The organism is Syntrophomonas sp. DTU019 (assembly GCA_913757435.1).
In the GTDB taxonomy this organism is placed as follows: Bacteria; Bacillota; Syntrophomonadia; order Syntrophomonadales; family Syntrophomonadaceae; genus DTU019.
Genome location: CAJYDM010000003.1, coordinates 77,322 through 94,826, shown reverse-complemented (window position 1 = coordinate 94,826; position 17,505 = coordinate 77,322). Strand labels below are relative to the sequence as shown.

At 49.7% G+C, this 17,505-nt stretch carries 14 protein-coding genes; 2 read left to right on the top strand and 12 right to left on the bottom strand.

What is annotated here, in order from left to right; genetic code table 11:
* Window positions 1–47 precede the first annotated feature (47 nt).
* The 7 genes from AC15IQ_RS09345 to AC15IQ_RS09315 all read right to left on the bottom strand — a co-directional run bounded on the left by AC15IQ_RS09345 (window position 48) and on the right by AC15IQ_RS09315 (window position 8,189).
* Window positions 48–1,226, bottom strand: a complete 1,179-nt coding sequence (locus AC15IQ_RS09345) for a thiolase family protein (protein WP_483178718.1) — start codon at window positions 1,224–1,226, stop codon at window positions 48–50.
* Between the two features lie 29 nt (window positions 1,227–1,255).
* A complete protein-coding gene (locus AC15IQ_RS09340) occupies window positions 1,256–2,128 on the bottom strand; it encodes a CoA-transferase subunit beta (RefSeq protein WP_483178717.1) in 873 nt (290 codons plus the stop codon).
* A 5-nt stretch (window positions 2,129–2,133) separates the two neighbouring features.
* Complete coding sequence (locus tag AC15IQ_RS09335; RefSeq protein ID WP_483178716.1) at window positions 2,134–3,090, bottom strand: CoA transferase subunit A; 957 nt, start codon at window positions 3,088–3,090, stop codon at window positions 2,134–2,136.
* A gap of 84 nt (window positions 3,091–3,174) precedes the next feature.
* Window positions 3,175–4,416, bottom strand: coding sequence for an acyl-CoA dehydrogenase family protein (locus AC15IQ_RS09330; protein ID WP_483178714.1), 1,242 nt, complete (start codon window positions 4,414–4,416; stop codon window positions 3,175–3,177).
* Window positions 4,417–4,858: 442 nt separating this feature from the next.
* Window positions 4,859–6,220: a sigma-54 interaction domain-containing protein gene (locus tag AC15IQ_RS09325; protein ID WP_483178713.1), complete on the bottom strand. Its 1,362-nt coding sequence runs from the start codon at window positions 6,218–6,220 to the stop codon at window positions 4,859–4,861.
* Window positions 6,221–6,385: 165 nt separating this feature from the next.
* Window positions 6,386–6,931: a CBO0543 family protein gene (locus tag AC15IQ_RS09320; RefSeq protein WP_483178711.1), complete on the bottom strand. Its 546-nt coding sequence runs from the start codon at window positions 6,929–6,931 to the stop codon at window positions 6,386–6,388.
* A 1-nt stretch (window position 6,932) separates the two neighbouring features.
* Complete coding sequence (locus tag AC15IQ_RS09315; protein ID WP_483178709.1) at window positions 6,933–8,189, bottom strand: hypothetical protein; 1,257 nt, start codon at window positions 8,187–8,189, stop codon at window positions 6,933–6,935.
* 204 nt (window positions 8,190–8,393) lie between these two features.
* On the opposite strand from AC15IQ_RS09315, the gene AC15IQ_RS09310 reads away from it, so the two are divergent.
* Window positions 8,394–8,633 carry a hypothetical protein gene (locus AC15IQ_RS09310; RefSeq protein ID WP_483178707.1) on the top strand — a complete coding sequence of 80 codons (240 nt, stop codon included), beginning with the start codon at window positions 8,394–8,396 and terminating at the stop codon, window positions 8,631–8,633.
* A 17-nt stretch (window positions 8,634–8,650) separates the two neighbouring features.
* Here the strand turns inward: AC15IQ_RS09310 and AC15IQ_RS09305 are convergent, their stop codons facing one another.
* The 3 genes from AC15IQ_RS09305 to AC15IQ_RS09295 all read right to left on the bottom strand — a co-directional run bounded on the left by AC15IQ_RS09305 (window position 8,651) and on the right by AC15IQ_RS09295 (window position 11,148).
* Window positions 8,651–9,109, bottom strand: a complete 459-nt coding sequence (locus AC15IQ_RS09305) for a DUF4418 family protein (protein ID WP_483178706.1) — start codon at window positions 9,107–9,109, stop codon at window positions 8,651–8,653.
* 171 nt (window positions 9,110–9,280) lie between these two features.
* Window positions 9,281–9,949, bottom strand: coding sequence for an ABC transporter ATP-binding protein (locus tag AC15IQ_RS09300; RefSeq protein WP_483178705.1), 669 nt, complete (start codon window positions 9,947–9,949; stop codon window positions 9,281–9,283).
* Window positions 9,949–11,148: an ABC transporter permease gene (locus AC15IQ_RS09295; protein WP_483178704.1), complete on the bottom strand. Its 1,200-nt coding sequence runs from the start codon at window positions 11,146–11,148 to the stop codon at window positions 9,949–9,951. The genes AC15IQ_RS09300 and AC15IQ_RS09295 overlap by 1 nt, the downstream gene beginning before the upstream one ends.
* 343 nt (window positions 11,149–11,491) lie before the next feature.
* Between AC15IQ_RS09295 and AC15IQ_RS09290 the strand changes: the two genes are divergently transcribed.
* A complete protein-coding gene (locus tag AC15IQ_RS09290) occupies window positions 11,492–12,577 on the top strand; it encodes a DUF3231 family protein (protein ID WP_483178703.1) in 1,086 nt (361 codons plus the stop codon).
* Here AC15IQ_RS09290 and AC15IQ_RS09285 read toward each other — a convergent pair.
* Both AC15IQ_RS09285 and AC15IQ_RS09280 read right to left on the bottom strand, forming a co-directional pair.
* Window positions 12,574–16,257, bottom strand: a complete 3,684-nt coding sequence (locus tag AC15IQ_RS09285) for an SbcC/MukB-like Walker B domain-containing protein (protein ID WP_483178702.1) — start codon at window positions 16,255–16,257, stop codon at window positions 12,574–12,576. The genes AC15IQ_RS09290 and AC15IQ_RS09285 overlap by 4 nt on opposite strands.
* A gap of 1 nt (window position 16,258) precedes the next feature.
* A complete protein-coding gene (locus AC15IQ_RS09280) occupies window positions 16,259–17,503 on the bottom strand; it encodes an exonuclease SbcCD subunit D C-terminal domain-containing protein (RefSeq protein ID WP_483178701.1) in 1,245 nt (414 codons plus the stop codon).
* Window positions 17,504–17,505: the final 2 nt, after the last annotated feature.

Sequence of the window (17,505 nt, the reverse complement as noted above, 5' to 3'; positions counted from 1 at the left end):
CTGCCTCCTTCTTAATCTACAGGGCGGTGTTAAAGCGCCCCAGTCATTTACAGTGCTTCAATAATAGTGGCCATGGCCGGGCCGCCGCCGGCGCAGAGTGTCGCACAGCCGAACTGTTTGCCGCTGCGGCGCATCTCATGAATCAGGGTGATCATCAGTCTGGCGCCGGTCTGCCCTACCGGATGGCCCAGGGACACCCCTGAACCGAGCACATTTATTTTGTCAACATTGATCTGCAGTTCACGGTTGCAGGCTATCACCTGGGCGGCAAAGGCCTCGTTTATTTCCCATAGCTCGATATCGTCCATAGTCATTCCGGCAAACTGCAGCACCCGCTTCACTGCAGGGACCACGCCGATGCCCATTATGCTGGGATCTACAGATGCTGAAGCCGTGGCCACGATACGGGCTAAAGGCTTAATGCCAAGTTCTTTGGCCTTATCGGCTGCCATTAGAATCATAGCTGCACCGCCGTCATTGATGGCTGAAGCGTTGCCAGCCGTGATGATGCCGTCTTTCTTGAAAGCCGGTTTCAATTTGGCCATGCTTTCCAGGCTGGCATTAGGGTTGGGGTGCTCATCGGTATCAAATACCTTGACACCCTTTTTGCTCTTGATTTCAACAGGCACAATCTCTTCTTTGAACTTTCCTGCAGCGATAGCCGCGCAAGCCCGCTGATTACTCATCAGGCCCCATTCGTCGGCTTCCTGGCGGGAAATGCTGTACATATCGACCAGGTTTTCAGCTGTCACTCCGGCGTGATAATTATAGAAAGCATCGATGAAAGCGTCGTACATCATGCCATCTTCCAAAGTGCCTGAGCCCATACGGTAGCCCATGCGGGCTTTTAAGAGCAGATAGGGTATATTGGTCATACTCTCGTGACCAACTGCGGCGCCGATGTCGATTTTCCCCAGCATGATCTGCTGGCTGATAATCTCCGCGGCGCGCATTGAGGAGGGGCATTGCTGGTTAATGGTGACTGATACCGTCTCTACCGGACAACCGGCATGGATGGTCACCTGGCGGCTGGGATTGCCTTTGCAGCCTGCCTGATAGACATGGCCGGTGGCTACCTCTTCGATCTGGGCGGGTGTGATGCCGGCTCTTTCTATAGCAGCCTTTAGTGCGATGGTTCCCAGCTGCACCGCTGTAAAATCCTTGAGGGATCCCAAAAAATCACCAATCGGGGTTCTAACTCCGCTGACGATGACTACTTCGCGCATATTGATTCCACCTTCCTATGTTTATCCGGCTATATCATTCCTTTGCTTCTCATCAGCTTGACCATGGGATGGTAGCTGTTTTCGAACATGGCCATAAATGCCTCAAAATCCCCTGCCAGGGTCTGCCGCCCAGTCCCCAGGTACACGGCCAGGGGGTCCAGGGTGCGCATGATCATGATTTGTTCCTCTGTGGGCAGTTCAGTTTCGGTCAAGTGGGGAGATATGGCCAAATCCCACTGTACCGCCTTTTTGATGTCTTTAAGGTCTATGCCGGGATGAATCTTTTCCAGATACATTTCGCAAGTCTCCGCATCAAAACGATAGACCCCCATGGTGGTTATCACGGCTGCGGGTCCGTTTCCTACCAGTCCTGCTTTTTGGCGTGCCCCTGGTCCGCTCAGGTAGCCCGGCGAGGTGAGATAATCCACTTTATTGACAAAATTGCGTCCATCCTGGCGCAGCATAATGATGGTCCGCCCGGCTGATGAAGCCAGGTCATTGGCACCACCGCTCCCTGCCAGGCGCACTTTGGGGGCATGATAATCCCCTATCACGGTAGAATTGAGATTGCCGTACTTGTCGATCTGAGCCCCGCTGATGCAGGCCACATCAACAAAACCAGCCTGCTGCGCACCCATTACCTCACGCTGACTGCCGGCGAAATAAGCCCGTTCATTGTTTACCGCACAGTCCACACACATCGGCAGGCGCAGGGGTGCCGGTCCCATTGCCCCGTATTCAACCATCATATTGAAGTTGGGTGCATGACTGAATTTAGCTACTGTGGCAGCCATCAGGGGCATACCGACACCAATAAAGGCCAGTTCCCCGTCTTTAATTTCACGGGCTGCTGTGACCGCCATTAATTCGGGCATGCTGTAATCACGGGTATAGTTGGACATACTGATCACCTCACCTCTCCGAATTGCTGATATTTGTGCTCACTCTGCATTAGGCGGTAAAGCCGGTCATAGCCCACCAATTTGCAGTATTCATCCCAGTCCTTGGTGCCCAGGATGTATTTTTCAATCCAGGCATCGAAGCCTTCTTTGGTGGCAAATTGCCGGTAGCCGTCCAACCCGAAAGCCAGGTCGTGATGGTAATAGTAATTCGATTCCCGCCAATGGGCTCCGAAGGGGGCATGAACAATCGCATCCACATAGTAATAGGGAATAGTAGTGAGATTGGGCATGCGGCGAATCTCAGCGGATGTGATGATCTCCTCAACACTGACAATGACATGTTTGGCGGAACGGGCCAAAGTATCGGTATTGCCGTAAAGTCCAAAGCACTGCACATTGCCGATCTCATCAGCGCGAGAGGCATGGATTACGGCCACATCCGGGTATGAAGCCGGAACCAGGGCCACCGGTTCATTATTATAAGGATCGTTGATAACCTTGATTTTAGGGTTGTATTCGGGTATTTCAGAGCCCAACTGTGATTTGGTGGGCATAAAAGGCAGGCCCATAGAAGCTGCCGCCCAGCGCATAGCAGCCCCGAAGTTGCTGTAGTCCTCCACTTCCAACGGTCTGGGGATGCCCTTTTCCACGGCCCGGCGGAACACTTTGTCTTCACCTTCTATTCCGCCCCAGTTGTAGCCCATCTCGATCTTGCGCACCAGACCGGCCCCGATTAAAGCGGAGGACATCCCGATCTGGCTGGTAATGACCAGGTCGACGGTCTTGATGCGGTCGCGCTGCCTGACCATCTCCCATATCAGGGCTGCCGGAGCGGCGCTGACGGTCATGCCCAGGTAGCAGTTTTCATGAATATATTTTTCGATGGCCTCTTTGGCAGTCATGATCTTATAGGCGGGCGGTTTGGCCCGGCCTTTCTTAATCGGCATTGGCTGATACTGCATTTTCCTGCTCCTCCTTCAATGGGGTTTTACGACCTGCCTTCGTGGCAGGTGGAAATTCTGGCACTTTTGAAAAGGGACAAAATTCTATGCCAGCAGGTCCTTGGCGATGATCACCCGCTGGATCTGAGAGGTACCTTCAAATATCTGCAGAATCTTGGAATCGCGCATCATCTTCTCCACCGGGTAATCCCGGCAGAAGCCATAGCCGCCCAGTATCTGCACTGCGTCAGTGGTGACCTGCATGCACATATCAGCTGCAAAGCACTTGCAGATTGCAGAAATCTCCGCCGCCATCAAGCCTTCGTCCAATAGCCAGGCAGCTTTCTGATAGAGCAGCCGGGAAGCTTCAATATTCATTTTCATATCCGCCAGCATGAATTGAACCGCCTGGAAGCTGGCGATAGGTTTGCCGAAAGCTCGCCGCTCCTTGGCATAACCGCGGGCAAATTCAAAAGCCCCGTTAGCCACCCCTACCGCAGCCGCAGCGATGAAAGGACGCGAGGAGTTGAAGGCCTTCATGGCCAATTTAAAGCCGTCACCTTCTTCACCGAGGCGGAATTTCTTGTGCACGCGAACATTATCCAGAATGAGCTCGGAGGTGTCCGAACAGCGCATACCCATCTTGTGCTCACTTTTGCCGATGGAGAGCCCTTCGGTGTTGCGGTCTACCATAAAAAATGACTGGGCGCGGTTGCCTTTGCTGCGGTCATGGGTTGCCAGGACGGTGTATTTGTCGGCATAGCGGGCATTGGTGATAAAGCATTTGGTGCCGTTGAGGATGTAATAATCGCCGTCCTTTTTGACGGTGGTGGTTATACCCGCCACGTCAGATCCGGCAGCAGGTTCGGTCACGGCATAAGAGGCCAGTTGACCTCCTTCGCAGATGCCCGGGAACCACCACTCCATCTGTTCTTCAGTGCCGGCATACAAGACCGGCTCCGAGGCCAGCATATTGGCCAAAGGCGTGATGGCAATACCCAGGCAGCCTTTGCAGATCTCCTCCACAACCATGCACAGGCCAACATTTCCGAAACTCATGCCGTTGTATTTTTCCGGGGCATTCATACAGGAAATTCCCAGCTCGTGCATCTTCTTGACCACCGGCCAGGGAAATTCCTCAGATTCATCATAATCATGGCGCACCGGTACGATTTCGTTTTCGGTGAACTTCCTGACGGTGCGCTGCAGTGCTAATTGATCTTCATTGTAAGTAAATCCAAATCCCATATTTATCCCTTCCTTTTCTAAACTCACCGTATATACAGCCTGATCCCGCTCATCCCTCCTCTCTGACTTTTGCACACTGAATAGCAAGGTTCGTGCCATTTGTCTGCAGATTCCAAAACCCCTATATATCGGGGATATCTGTATGAGGCCAAGAAAGCTGCGACTCGCTTTTTAGGCAAAAGCCCCTGACCATGAGAAAAAGCCCCATGAAGTCCGGGGTTTGGGTCTGTGGCAGACTTAAGAATAGATTGGTAGATGTGCCATTGGCCTTAAGCAGTCGGTAGCAGGATAACCCCCGGGAATGGTCGGTTCAGATATAGCAATGGGCTGCTACGACCTGTTGGCGCTGTTGAAATAGCGCTATTAGCGATTCTTATTTGATTGCGAATATGTTTATACAGATTGAACGGGGGCATCCTGTAAGGCAAAACCAAGTCAGTCATAAAGATGCCAGTCTTGTTCGGCCGGAAGAGGACCTGCTCGGAAGGCAAGAAGTAACTGCATTAAAGTGTGGTTTTATGGGGATTGAGAGGGTTAACAGTCAATCGACAGGAATGCCGTATTTACGCATTTTACGGTAAAGTGAGGATACGTCTATATTTAAGTACTGGGCAGCCTGAGGTTTGTTATTACCGGTCTCAGCAAGAGCGTCACTGATGAGCTGCTCCTCAAACTCCTGCACGATGGTTTTGAGGCCTTTGCTGCCCTCCCAGCAGTTAATCTTGATCTTGGCACAGATAAAGGCCAGATGCCTCTTGCCGATCATATCGGCTTGATCCATGTGAGCCAGGCTCATGGCGCGCTCCATAGCATTTTCCAGTTCGCGTACATTGCCCGGCCAGGAATATTTGAGCAAGACCTCCATGGCTTCATCCTTAACGCCTTTTATGTGCATATGCAGTCTTCGATTTAAACACTGCAAAAAGGCATTGACTAGCTGCCGGATATCTCCTCTGCGCTGGCGAAGCGGAGGTATCTCGATCTGCACCACATTCAGGCGGTAAAACAGATCCTCCCTGAACAACCCCTTTTCCACCATGGACTCGAGGTTGCGGTTGGTGGCTGAAATGACCCGCACGTTGACATTAATGGGGAGGTTTCCGCCCAAACGCTCAATCACCTGCTCCTGCAAGACTACCAGCAGTTTGCTCTGCATGGCCATAGGCATCTCGCCGATCTCGTCCAGGAAGATAGTGCCGTTATTAGCCAATTCGAACTTCCCCATCCTGCCACCCTTTTTGGCCCCGGTAAAGGCCCCATCCTCATAACCGAATAATTCGGCTTCCAAGAGGGTTTCCGGAATGGCGGCACAGTTTACCCGCACAAAAGGTCTGCTGGAGCGCATACTGGAATTGTGGATGGCATGTGCGAATAGTTCTTTGCCGGTGCCGCTCTCCCCAGTGATCAACACCTTAGTATTATCTTGCCGGGCTACCTGTCTGGCCAAGATTTTAGCCTGCAGGAATTGGCTTTCCTCACCGATCAGGTCGTCAAAACTGTAACGGGAGGTATGTGCTTTCAAGACCTCGCCTTTGAGCATATTGTTTTCCACCAGGAGGCTCTCCAGCCGGCTCTTGTGATCCCAGATATTCATGGAAATGCTGTAGGCGAAACAGCCCACCAGTTCATCTGCTTCGAATATGGGGACTGCTGAAGCCATCATTTCATAGCCGTTGATATTCCAATTGTAGGCGGTGATGGCTTTGCCGGTGCGAAGGACTCTGGTGGTATAAGTGTTTGGAGTGACAGATGCGATGGGTTGTCCCAAGACCTCATCGGGTGCCACATTGAGCACGCTCATATAGGTCTTGTTGATATAGGTTACAATGCCTTCTTTATCAACCACGATCAAACACATATTGGGGTTGTCGTCAAAGATAGTTGGAATGGTCAGGCTGTCCAAGTTCTCTCCTCCCCGCCCAATACGCATATCTCGGTTCAAGACATTATATGGTTCTATATATTATTTATGTCTATTATCTAATGAAAAGGATATGGCATACGGGGAACCTTGTTAGTGTGGCACATTGAGCCGTAGATAACTTAACAATCGTCCCAGCTCGCTTTTCTATTCAAGGGTTTGTTGGGGCAGTTTATTTGCGAAGCTGTCCACCAGCCATTTGCACAGTATTGCTATAGCAATGTAAATTGGAACAGAAATGAGCGGATGCCAGTGTATCACCCGATAAATACCCATCCATATAAATAGATATTCTACAACGATCCCACTTAAGCCGAAAATGGTAGTGATGATAATATACTTTTTCCATTTTGGCGCGTACTGGTATAGCAGCATATAAGTGACCGGTAAAACGCTCAGATCCATGGGATAGAGCCGCAATCCTACAGGGAATAGATTATACGGATAAGCCCATAATCCCAGAACTGACCCTAATTTATCGAAGATTGAGACTATAACCGTGATTAAGAAACCAAACGCCAGTATCTTTAACACCCGCCTTTTATCAACTGCTTTCCACCAGATATACCAGGGCAGAATCATTAGCACCAGCAGGAACCACCACTGCGGAGTAAATAAAGCGTTCTCTTTCCAATACTGAGTGTATAATTTGTTTGACTGCACCAATAGATCGATACTCTGATTTAACTCCATATCATACTCCACTCAAATCCAGTTTGCGCACCCCCAGGGCATCATGCTCCCAGAGGACTTTTTTAATGGTCTCGGCTTCATTAGCCTGGCAATCGATTATCAAGACAACCTCGGAGTCGGTGGTTTGGGACCTGTCTTCGAGGTATTTCTTGTTTAACAGCAATTTTATAAGAAGGCCGGCTGCAGCCCCGACCACGAAGCCTATTAGTCCCCAGATCACGGGACCCCAATAGAGATTAAAACCATATATAGCCCCTAAAAGGGCAAAAAAGGAACCCAGAATAAAGGACAGATCCAATAGACTCAAGCCGTCGGACTGGTTCATGGTATCGAACAATTGCGGGCTCTCACCGCGCTTATCCATAGGAATGGCTAGAATGTCCTGTTTCTTGACTCCTTTCATTTCCAGTGCGGTAACGGCCTTTTCCAGTCCAATCGAATACCTGAAGGTGGATACGATATACATGGCTTTACTCCCCCTTTGCTTATTTGTAGGCATGGGATAATCGCTTCTTTGATATTTTCTTTTCAAGTATTTGGCCTGTTCCCAGTCGAAAACCTTGTTACTTTCCACTGTGTTTACGCAAGCATCATAAGCAGCGAAGAAGTATAGTGAAGGAATGTTCAAAAACCAATGGATGTTTAGCATGGTTTTGGCCTGTTCGAAATTTCCGGCCATGGTATGGTGGATGGCCGGCAGTACATTGGCTTGGTATATCACAACAATGGTCCAGGCTAGTATAAAGAATGCGGTTATAAGACGGTGTATGGCAATTTGGCCAGCCCCGGGAACCAACAAGGACCAAAATACCGCTGACCAGGGAGCTTTCTTGTCCAGATAATTGATCTCAATGGCGTCCATCTTGAAGGGCTTAATTGCGGCATCTTCGCGTACCGACAACAGGAACTGGTTGTTCAAATCGACAGTAGTACGGTAGCTGTCCCAGATGCCGAAAAAATAGGCGGGTATATAGAGCAGCATCAGTTTGGTGTCCAGAACCCCTTTGGCCATCTCGAATTGACCGGTGAACGAATAGAATAGCGCCAGATTGATATGACCCACAACATCTATCGCTATTTCAAAACCGAATAGCAGGAAGCCCCGCAAATACTTGGACAACAGTATATGCCCCAGGCCCACAAACATAGCTGACCAGAAGGCCACCACCCAGGGATTGCGCAGGTGCAGCTGGGTTGTGCCCACCGTGCTTACATAAGCTCTATAACGCCTGGCGGGATGATAATTCTTAAGAGTCATATACTTTCCTCAATCATGACACAGGGGGACGCTTTTACTGTGTCATTTTTTAAGTCGATAATGAATCGAGCTGCCGTGAAGCAATATCGGAACATCTACATTAATGGCCGGCCTTATGGCTCGCCGGGCAACCCGTAAACACCGGTTTTTTTGACTTACTTTCCTATATCAACATGTTTTCCCCTAAGGCTTGTTCCCCTGACTATGCTGAAACCAGCACAGATGTTGATTACCGCCGCGACAAATGCCAGCAACCCACTGCCGCGCATCCACAGGGCTGTGGTGTGGCATGCCATGGGAGCCCGGCAAATTCCTATACCCATGACACAGGGGGACGCTTTTACTGTGTCATTTTTTAAGTCGATAATGAATCGAGCTGCCGTGAAGCAATATCGGAACATCTACATTAATGGCCGGCCTTATGGCTCGCCGGGCAACCCGTAAACACCGGTTTTTTTGACTTACTTTCCTATATCAACATGTTTTCCCCTAAGGCTTGTTCCCCTGACTATGCTGAAACCAGCACAGATGTTGATTACCGCCGCGACAAATGCCAGCAACCCACTGCCGCGCATCCACAGGGCTGTGGTGTGGCATGCCATGGGAGCCCGGCAAATTCCTATACCCAGGCTGGATTCGTAGGTTAGTGCAATGATTATAAAAGCGGTTACCGCAATCACCGCTTGTATCTTGTTGCGGTCTGCCCGAGAATAAAAAGCTGCCACCGATAATGCTATTAGAATAAGGGCCAATGCCCGGGCCGCCTGAGCAGTATAAAAGCATTTCATATGCACCAGGCTGCCGTTCTGCAGAGTCAGTAGTCCAGAGCATACTGGCGCCCAGATTGATACTGCCCCGATAACCAGCAGGGCTGCCAGCAGTTCGGCTGCCAATACTATTTGGTTCAAATCCTTTTTCATGGCGATCACTCCTTTGCTGAAAACACAATTGTGCTGTGGTATTGAAAATTGCCGTTTATGAGAAATGTATTAAGAACTTACGATACAATTTAACAATAGTGCACTGACCAAGTTTGCTCGGCTGATAAGCGGATCTTCATCCCTTGCATCAAGCTGAAACTCTTAAGATCTTTAGGCCAGCTGCTGCAGCTGCCCGTCATGCAACTGATAGCGGGCGGTAGCTTGTTCCCAACCGGCCCGGTTATGGGTAGCCAAGACTACCGCTGCACCCTCACGAGCGGCTTCAGAGAGCAATTTCAAAACTCGATGGCCCCAGTACTCGTCCAGGTCATTGGTGGGTTCATCGGCGAGAATCAGGGCAGGCCGGTTTATCAGGGCACGAGCCACCATCAGCCTGCGCCTCTGTCCCCCGCTGAGCTGGCAGGGCAAGAAATGGGAGCGGTCGCTCAGTCCCACCCGCTCCAGCAAAGCTTCAACCTGAGCCGGGGAGCCTAATCGGGTTTTGACCAGACTTTGCGCAAACTCCAAGTTTTCCTTAACCGTGAAAGCCTCCAAAAGGGTGCTTTCCTGAAAGATAAATCCCAATTTACGGGCGCGCAAAACGGTTAGCTCGCGGTCGCTCATAGCGCTCACATCCCGTTCGTACAGGTACATATGGCCTGCCTCCGCCTTAAGCAGTGTGCCAATAACGTAGAGCAGTGTGCTCTTGCCCACTCCCGATGTGCCCTCTATGGAGATGAAATCCCCAGGGTTGACTTCCAGGTCGAGACTATTGAGCACATTGACTCGCTCCTCTACCCCATAGCCTTTACTGAGCTTGACCAGCCGGCAGATCTTCATTATTCCAACACTCCTTGGCTAATCGCCTGTTGAGGCTCTACAACCGTGCTCTTCCAGGCCGGGTAAAAAGAAGCTGCGGCTCCTATGAGAACTGACACAGACACGCCCGCAGCACCACATTTCAGAGCAGTGCCCAGGCTCCACAACCCTGTTGGCATAATGAAGGCCGCTTTTATTGCCTCTACCAACGGATCAGCAAAAATGCAGGCCAGGTAGCTGCCAATAAACCCGCCGGCCACTGCCATTATCAGGGCCTCGGCCATAATCAGCTGGAATATCTGCAGTCTCTGCACCCCCATAGCCCGCATCAAGCCGATCTCCCGCTTGCGTTCTGCGGCCAGGGCGTTGAAACGCCCCGCTAAAGACAGTGCCGCCACCACCAGGACCGCCGCACCCAGGCCCCAAATCACCTGTCCCACAGCTCGCATTTGCCTTCGTACATTTTCAACCACCTCTGTGGTGGAAACAGCCTGAATCTCTAGATTCAGGTTTTTGATGCGATTGATGACCTGGCCGCTGCCAACACCACTGTCTGTCTTTATCAAGACCGCTGAAACCAGATCCTGCGGGGAAGTATCAGCCCCCAGGGCTTTGAACTCCGGATTATCGCGGGCCAATTCCCTGGCTACATCAATGTTCATAAATATGGTCTCATCCATGCCGCTGCCGGTAGAATATAGGGTTCCGACAATTTTAAATGGTCTTCCCAGAATACTGACCACATTGCCTAAAAAAGCCTCCATCCGGCCGCCCACTATGACCTGATCATCCTCCAGCCGCTGCAAGTCTTGTTCCGCGAAATAGGGCGCCAGGATAAAGTCGCTGTCGCTATCAAATCCTACCAGACGGGTAGCCGTACTGACACTGCAACAGCTGGCGTTTAAGGTTTGAGTAAAAAACTGCGGAGTGGCCTGACTAACCCCTTTGACAGCGGCTATCTCTGGCAGTATTGCGGCTGGCATATAAATATTGGCCGGCCTGGCGGTAAAAAGGGTGTGAGAGCCGTCAATTTCAGCCCCAGCCGGGAGTACCATCACATCAGCGCCCAGGCGCTGCTCGGAGAGGGCAATGCCCCCCTTTGCCATCAAAAATACCGCCAGGACCATTACCACAGTGAATACCGAGATTGCAGTGATGATTACAGTAAATACCGATTGTGCCGGTCGTCTGACCGTGTTCCTCCAGGCTGCAAGCCACATAAATATCCCCCCGATACCACAGGCCAAATCCTGCCTCAGCACATTGTGAACAGCCGCTTGACCACAAAAATATTCCGTGCTTTTCTCGGCGCAAAAAAGTCGCTGCAAGTATTATGAGCGACTTTTTCCAGAATATGCATTTTCTCCTATCAGGAGCTCACCGTTCCCAATGCCAACCCATTGATAGAGATGCTTAACAGGTAAAACTTCCTTGGCGCCAGCTCATCTCAAGATCATTGATGTCTTCGCCCGCCATATCGGGCTCGCTTCCCTACATGAGTAATCGCACGCAGTCGGGAGAATAATACACCTATTAAATAGTGTTATTGATAGGGGGATAACATTGGAACAAACCGTTAATCCAGTAACCATTAGTACCGACATTAAAGTAACGCATATGAGCAGACTTACCTCTTCAGAAATCGGCAATCTCTGGCGAATGTATATGAACTACACCATGTTGAGCTGCGTAATGCAGGTAATTTTAAAACACACCCAGGACCCCGATATAAAGAATATCTGTGAAAAGGTTCTTGATATGGCTCACCGTAGGGCTGAGGTGTCTGCCCATTTCCTTTCCCAGGACAACAGGTCTATACCCAGGGGTTTTACTGATGAAGATATTGATCTTGAGGCTCCGGCATTATACTCTGATATGTTCTACCTTTATTATTTGAAGAACATGGCAAGAATCGGTTTAAATGTCCTGAGTATGGCCTTGACCATGTCAACCCGGCTGGATGTGATAGAATTTTTCAAAAATGAAATAGCAGTGTCCTTGGATCTTTGGTCCCTTATTGCCAAGGTGATGCTAGAAAAAGGCATAATGATCAGGCAAAAAGGCATAATGATCAGGCCTCCGTTCATGGAAACTTTAGATGAAGTGCGTTATGTGCAGGATAAAGATAGTTTTGTAGGAAGCATATGGGGCGGAAGCAGACGGCCATTGCTATCTGGTGAAATTGAGCAATTGTTTTTTGGTATTATAAGCAACGAGGTCGGCAAGACACTGTTAACTGGCTTTCATCAAGTCACTCCCCATGATCAGCTCCGCGACTATATCAAAAAGGGATGTGACCTGTCTGGTGACATGATAGACAACTTCAGTTCCAAACTGCGTGATGGCGGCATCACCTCTCCCATGCACTGGGATGCCTATGGGGCTGTGACCGACTCTACCACTCCACCTTTCTCTGACAAATTGATGATGTTCCATATCAATATGTTAAATACTATCGGAATGGCTAATTATGCAGTTTCTCTGGGTTCCGCCTTCAGGCGGGATCTTGTAGCTATGTACGGACGCTATATGAGTGAATTAGCCTTATACGCTGCCAAAGGCCTAGATCTGGCCATTGAAAATGGCTGGCTGGAGGAGCCCCCCAGTTATGTGGACCGGCAAAGCCTGACCAACCGGACTCAACATTAGGTATATGATCCAACTCTTTCGCAGCCAGGACCATTTATTATGCTCCGTCCGCCAGTCTGGGGTATTATCTCGATTTGGGTGCCAATACGCTCCTTAAGTGCAGCCACATGTGAAATAACCCCTATGGTTTTTCCATCTTGATGCAGGCCGGCGAGGGTTTCTAAGGCAGTGTCCAACGCGTATTCATCCAGGCTGCCGAAGCCTTCATCAAGGAAAAAGGAATCTATCCTGACATTGTGGCTGGCCATGCTGGACAGCCCTAAGGCCAGGGCCAGGCTGACTATAAAGCATTCGCCTCCGGATAGGTTCTTAGTCGACCTGATCTCACCGGCCTGATAATTATCAATGACCTTCAACTCCAGCGGCTCGGAATGGTCCGCTGCCAGGAGATAACGATCGGTCATTTTCGCTAATTGTTGGTTGGCGTAAGAGATCATGGTTTGAAAGGTAAGCACTTGTGCAAAATTGCGATATCTTTTGCCATCAGCCGATCCTATCAAGCTATGCAGGTTATTCCAACGTGAAAACTCCTTGGCCTGCAGCTCTATTTTCTTCTGAATTTCCAGTTGACCCCGGCGGGCTTGTTCATCCTCTTTTAAACACAGTTTGATGGCGCCGATTTCTTGCTGTATGTTACCGATAGCGGTTTCCAGGTCAGACAGTTCATTTTTTAATACACTATAGGGCTGCTCTGTGACATTGCGCTCCCGTTCATTATTTAGAGCCCGGGTTTTATCCTGTATAAGGGCCGATGTTTCAAGTTGTTCTTTTCTGAGGCTTTCTGCCTTATCCTGCAATCGTATATACTCGGCCTCATCCAGGCATGAATCCAGATAATCGACCTCGTCTTTCAGTCCCAAGCGGGTCAGGCGGGCCAGGAAAGCCTGTTCCAGGGGGGCTAATTCCTGGGCTCTGGCCTGAGTTGAGGCGGTTCTGGCTTCTATCCTCTCACGGAGGCTTTTCAGTTCCTGTTCAGCAGTACGCAGACTATTATTGGCCTTCTCAAACTCATCTTGTGCCTCTTGTACGTTACCCGCCAGCCTTTTTTCCTCGTCATCAGGGTTTTTATCAGCATATAGAATGTGGCGCTCTTTATTTAATTTGTTCAAATCATCCTGCTCAGCATCAAGAGTCCGCTGTTTGGTCTGCAATTCGTCACTCAGTTTCTGGTGAACGGTTTGTTTTTTAGCCAGTTCAATTTCCTGGGCATTTATCAAATCTTCCTGGGCTTTTTTCTCAGCCAGTTTGGCCTGCCATTTATTGCGGCGCTGGGTGAGGTTTTCAAGCACAATATTCAGATTGTCGACGGAAAGATCATCTACACCGTACTGCTTAACCAAGATAGAGGCCTGCTGGCGGGTGTGATCATATTGCTTTTTTAGGGATTGGCATTGCTCATTAGTCAGGAAATGCTGGTTTTGAGCAATATCCAAATCACGACTGCAATCACTCAGTTTCTTTTCAGCATCAATCAGGGATACCTTGAACTGCTCCAATTCTTTGAAAGACTTCTGTTCTTCCTGGCGTTTTTGCTCAACTGCGGCAATTAACTGTGAACAATTGGCCAGCCCAGCCGAAACATATTCCATTTCCCTTGATATGGCCTCTGCCAGGTTGCCATCCGGCACCGCAATATTCAGCGATTTGATCAAATCAGAGCTAATGCTGCTTTCCCTGGCCAGGATGAGTTTTAGCGCCGCTTCGTTATCATCCAACTGCTGCAGGTCTTTGGCGATTTCAGCCTGACTTATTTTCATATTCGATAACTTATCTGTTAAGGTTTTTAGCTCACTTCTGGCTTTTTTCAGTGCTGACTCGGTTTCATTGGGCCGGGGTATATTCCCCTCGGCATAGGGATGGTCCATTGATCCGCACAATGGGCATGGCTGCCCATCTTGTAGTGCGGCGCGCTGCTCTTCCAAACTTTGAATGCGTTTTAATAAGTCCAGCTGTATTTCCAGATGATTGACTTCCCTTTCAAGCTGCAGTTTCTGGCTTTCACCGTGCTGGATTTCCTGGACTAAACCTGCTTGAGCAGCCTGGAGCCGATCCCGCTTGTTTGCGGCTTCTTGCAGCGAATCCGTGGTCGTGTTTATAGTGTTCTGACTCTGCCCTAGCTTCTCCAGATTATTTTTCCGTTCTTTGAGATCATCCAACTCATGCCGCCAATCATCCAATTCACGGTCTTCCAGTAAGGTTTTTATGGCTTCCAGCATTGACTCATGCTTATCGGCCAATTGCCGGGTTTGAAGAGCGATCTTTTCATACTTCGAATTGAGTTCTTGATACTCGGCTTCGGCTTCTTTGATACTCCTGAAATCCTTGCTTAGTCTATCCTGAGCCGCGCTGTATTGAATGTTTATATCTTTGAAGGCATCGAAAGTCTGCTTGATTGCCGTCAGGTCTTCGATTAACCGGGCATCAACCGTATTATTATCCAGGTATTGTTGAATTTCATCCAGGCTCAAGCGGTATTTGTCCAATAATATTTCTATATCCAGGATGCTGCTTTGAGTTTCAAGAAGTGCCTTTTCTGATTCCGAGATTCCTTGAAGCAAAGCCTTAACCTGCTGGTTTTTCTGGTCTATTTTAATATCCAACTCGCGGACCGATTTGATGACCAGCATTTCCTGCTGCTGCTTCTGTTGTACTTCAAGGAGCCGGTCTTTAGCCGTATTGCGGGAAATGTTGGCACCTTCCAAGGCTTCTTCGGCTGCTGGCAATCTTGCCTGATTCTCAGCAAGCTCGGAGAGTTCCCTTTTCTGTTCATCTCGCTTTCCGGCTATTCTGGTATAATCCCCTTCAAGCTCCCTGGCCCGGCGGGCTTTATCCAGCTTCTCCAACTCTGGTTTAAACACTCTCGCCCGTTGTTCAAGTTCAGTATGTCTGGCCTGTAATTTCGTAAGCTCCTCTTCTTGCCGGGCTATACCCTCCAGCCATAAGATAGCTTGTCTGGCTTTATCTCTTTGTTCGGTAAACTGCGGCTCTAAGGCCAGTTTCTTTTCAAGGTCGGCCTGTAATTGCTGCCTGGCCCCATCGTCCAACAGTTTTATTCCGGCAGCCTTCTCTTTAAGCTTTTCCAGTTCTCTGGCCTCTTCCGCTCTCCGTTGGTGCACCTTCATGGAGATCTGGCTGTAGATCTCGGTGCCGGTGATTTGCTCCAAAATTGGAGCCCTTTCATGGGAAGGGGCCTGGAGAAAGGCGGCAAACCCACCCTGAGCCAGCAGCATGGAGCGGGTAAAGCGTTCATAATCCATACCGGTAATAGTCTCAATCTGCCCTGCTACCTCACTTGGCCTGGATTCGATTATTTCGCCGCTATCTGCATAGGAAAGCTCATGTTTGTACTGTTGCAGCACACCGTCCGCCTTATTGCGAGCCCTATGCTGACTCCACTGGCAGCGATAACGACCGCTTTGAGTTTCGAAACATACTTCCGCAAAGCAATCCCCGGTGAGCCGGGACATGATTTCGTTGGTGCTTTTAGTAACCTTGGTCAGGCGGGGGGTGCGCCCGTATAATGCCAGACAAATGGCGTCTAAAATGGTGGTCTTGCCAGCTCCGGTAGGTCCGGTGATGGCGAAAATACCATCAGAGGTATAGGCCGGATGGGTAAAATCAATACTCCAACTACCTACCAGAGAATTCAGGTTTTTGAAGCGAACATTGATTATCCTCATCTTAAGCCCCCGCCTCCTCTTCCAAACCGGCCCCCTCTTCTTGCACCAGCAGAACCGCCTCACGGTAGGTGTTAATGAGCTCTTCTTGCTGCTCCAGCGGTATTTCATTGGCATCCAGGCAGCGTTTGAAAACCTCATCAATGCTCAGGTCAGCCAGGGTTTCATCGTCTATGCTGCTGATTTTGGCATGTTCAAATATGCGCTCATTCTTGATCCTCAAAATCTCCAGTTTGGTCTGGGCGGTAAGCTCATCCAGGCGATCGCGCAGATCGCCCACGACCTGTTCTCCGGTATAGACAATATCAATAAGAATGGTGGTATCCTTGCTCTTCAGCTCTTCCAGTCGCGAGGCAATTTGCTCCCAATCCCCTTTTATGGTTTCCATCTCCTGAAATCTAGGGACTGGAATGTCCGTAACAAACGGTTGTCCGTTGTCAAATTCTACCTGACAGAGCAGCTTTTCCTGTCCGGCCTCTCCAAAGCCCATGGGAATAGGAGAACCGGAATACCTCATAAAGTCACACCCTGCAACCTTTTGGGGCACATGCAAATGGCCCAGGGCCAAATAATTGATGCTGGGGGGGAAAATATCACGTTCAACATGGGCCAGAGAACCCACATATAAATCGCGCACCCCGTCCGAATCAATGGTCTGCCCGCCGGCAGTAAACAAATGCCCCATCGCTATGATCGGCACCTCTATACCAAGCTCATGTCGGATCCGCTCGGCCTCCTCGCAAACACTCTTGTAATGAATCCGAATCCCTTCAATCAGCTTGCGGCCTTTCTCCTCATAGCTTTCTCCGGCCTCGGCCCGGCGCACGTCCCGGTCCCGCAGATAAGGAACCGCGCATACTATCAATTCCGGCTCCCCTTGCCTGTCCGATAGGACGAGAACCTCATCAGCTATCGCTTCTGAGATGCAGCCAATCACATGAACATTGAGATAACGAAGAACTTCCCGGGGTGCGTTCAAAAAGGAGGGGGAATCATGATTGCCCCCGGTAACAACCACATGGCGGCAAGGTGAATCCGCCACCCGGCACAGAAATCGGTAATACAGTTCCTGGGCCCGATTGCTGGGAGCAATATTATCAAATATATCTCCTGATATGAGCAAGGTATCGATTGCTTCTTCTTTTATGTAATCAGCCAGCCAGTTTAGAAAGGCTTCAAATTCCTCGTAGCGTTTGCGTCCAAACAGCGAACGCCCTAGATGCCAGTCTGAGGTGTGAATTATTTTCATGG

Bases quoted from the DNA above. Each gene is read 5' to 3' on its own strand.
- AC15IQ_RS09345 (WP_483178718.1), bottom strand. From the start codon at position 1,226: ATGCGCGAAGTAGTCATCGTCAGCGGAGTTAGAACCCCGATTGGTGAT.
- AC15IQ_RS09340 (WP_483178717.1), bottom strand. From the start codon at position 2,128: ATGTCCAACTATACCCGTGATTACAGCATGCCCGAATTAATGGCGGTC.
- AC15IQ_RS09335 (WP_483178716.1), bottom strand. From the start codon at position 3,090: ATGCAGTATCAGCCAATGCCGATTAAGAAAGGCCGGGCCAAACCGCCC.
- AC15IQ_RS09330 (WP_483178714.1), bottom strand. From the start codon at position 4,416: ATGGCACGAACCTTGCTATTCAGTGTGCAAAAGTCAGAGAGGAGGGAT.
- AC15IQ_RS09320 (WP_483178711.1), bottom strand. From the start codon at position 6,931: ATGGAGTTAAATCAGAGTATCGATCTATTGGTGCAGTCAAACAAATTA.
- AC15IQ_RS09315 (WP_483178709.1), bottom strand. From the start codon at position 8,189: ATGACTCTTAAGAATTATCATCCCGCCAGGCGTTATAGAGCTTATGTA.
- AC15IQ_RS09310 (WP_483178707.1), top strand. From the start codon at position 8,394: ATGCTGAAACCAGCACAGATGTTGATTACCGCCGCGACAAATGCCAGC.
- AC15IQ_RS09305 (WP_483178706.1), bottom strand. From the start codon at position 9,109: ATGAAAAAGGATTTGAACCAAATAGTATTGGCAGCCGAACTGCTGGCA.
- AC15IQ_RS09300 (WP_483178705.1), bottom strand. From the start codon at position 9,949: ATGAAGATCTGCCGGCTGGTCAAGCTCAGTAAAGGCTATGGGGTAGAG.
- AC15IQ_RS09295 (WP_483178704.1), bottom strand. From the start codon at position 11,148: ATGTGGCTTGCAGCCTGGAGGAACACGGTCAGACGACCGGCACAATCG.
- AC15IQ_RS09285 (WP_483178702.1), bottom strand. From the start codon at position 16,257: ATGAGGATAATCAATGTTCGCTTCAAAAACCTGAATTCTCTGGTAGGT.
- AC15IQ_RS09280 (WP_483178701.1), bottom strand. From the start codon at position 17,503: ATGAAAATAATTCACACCTCAGACTGGCATCTAGGGCGTTCGCTGTTT.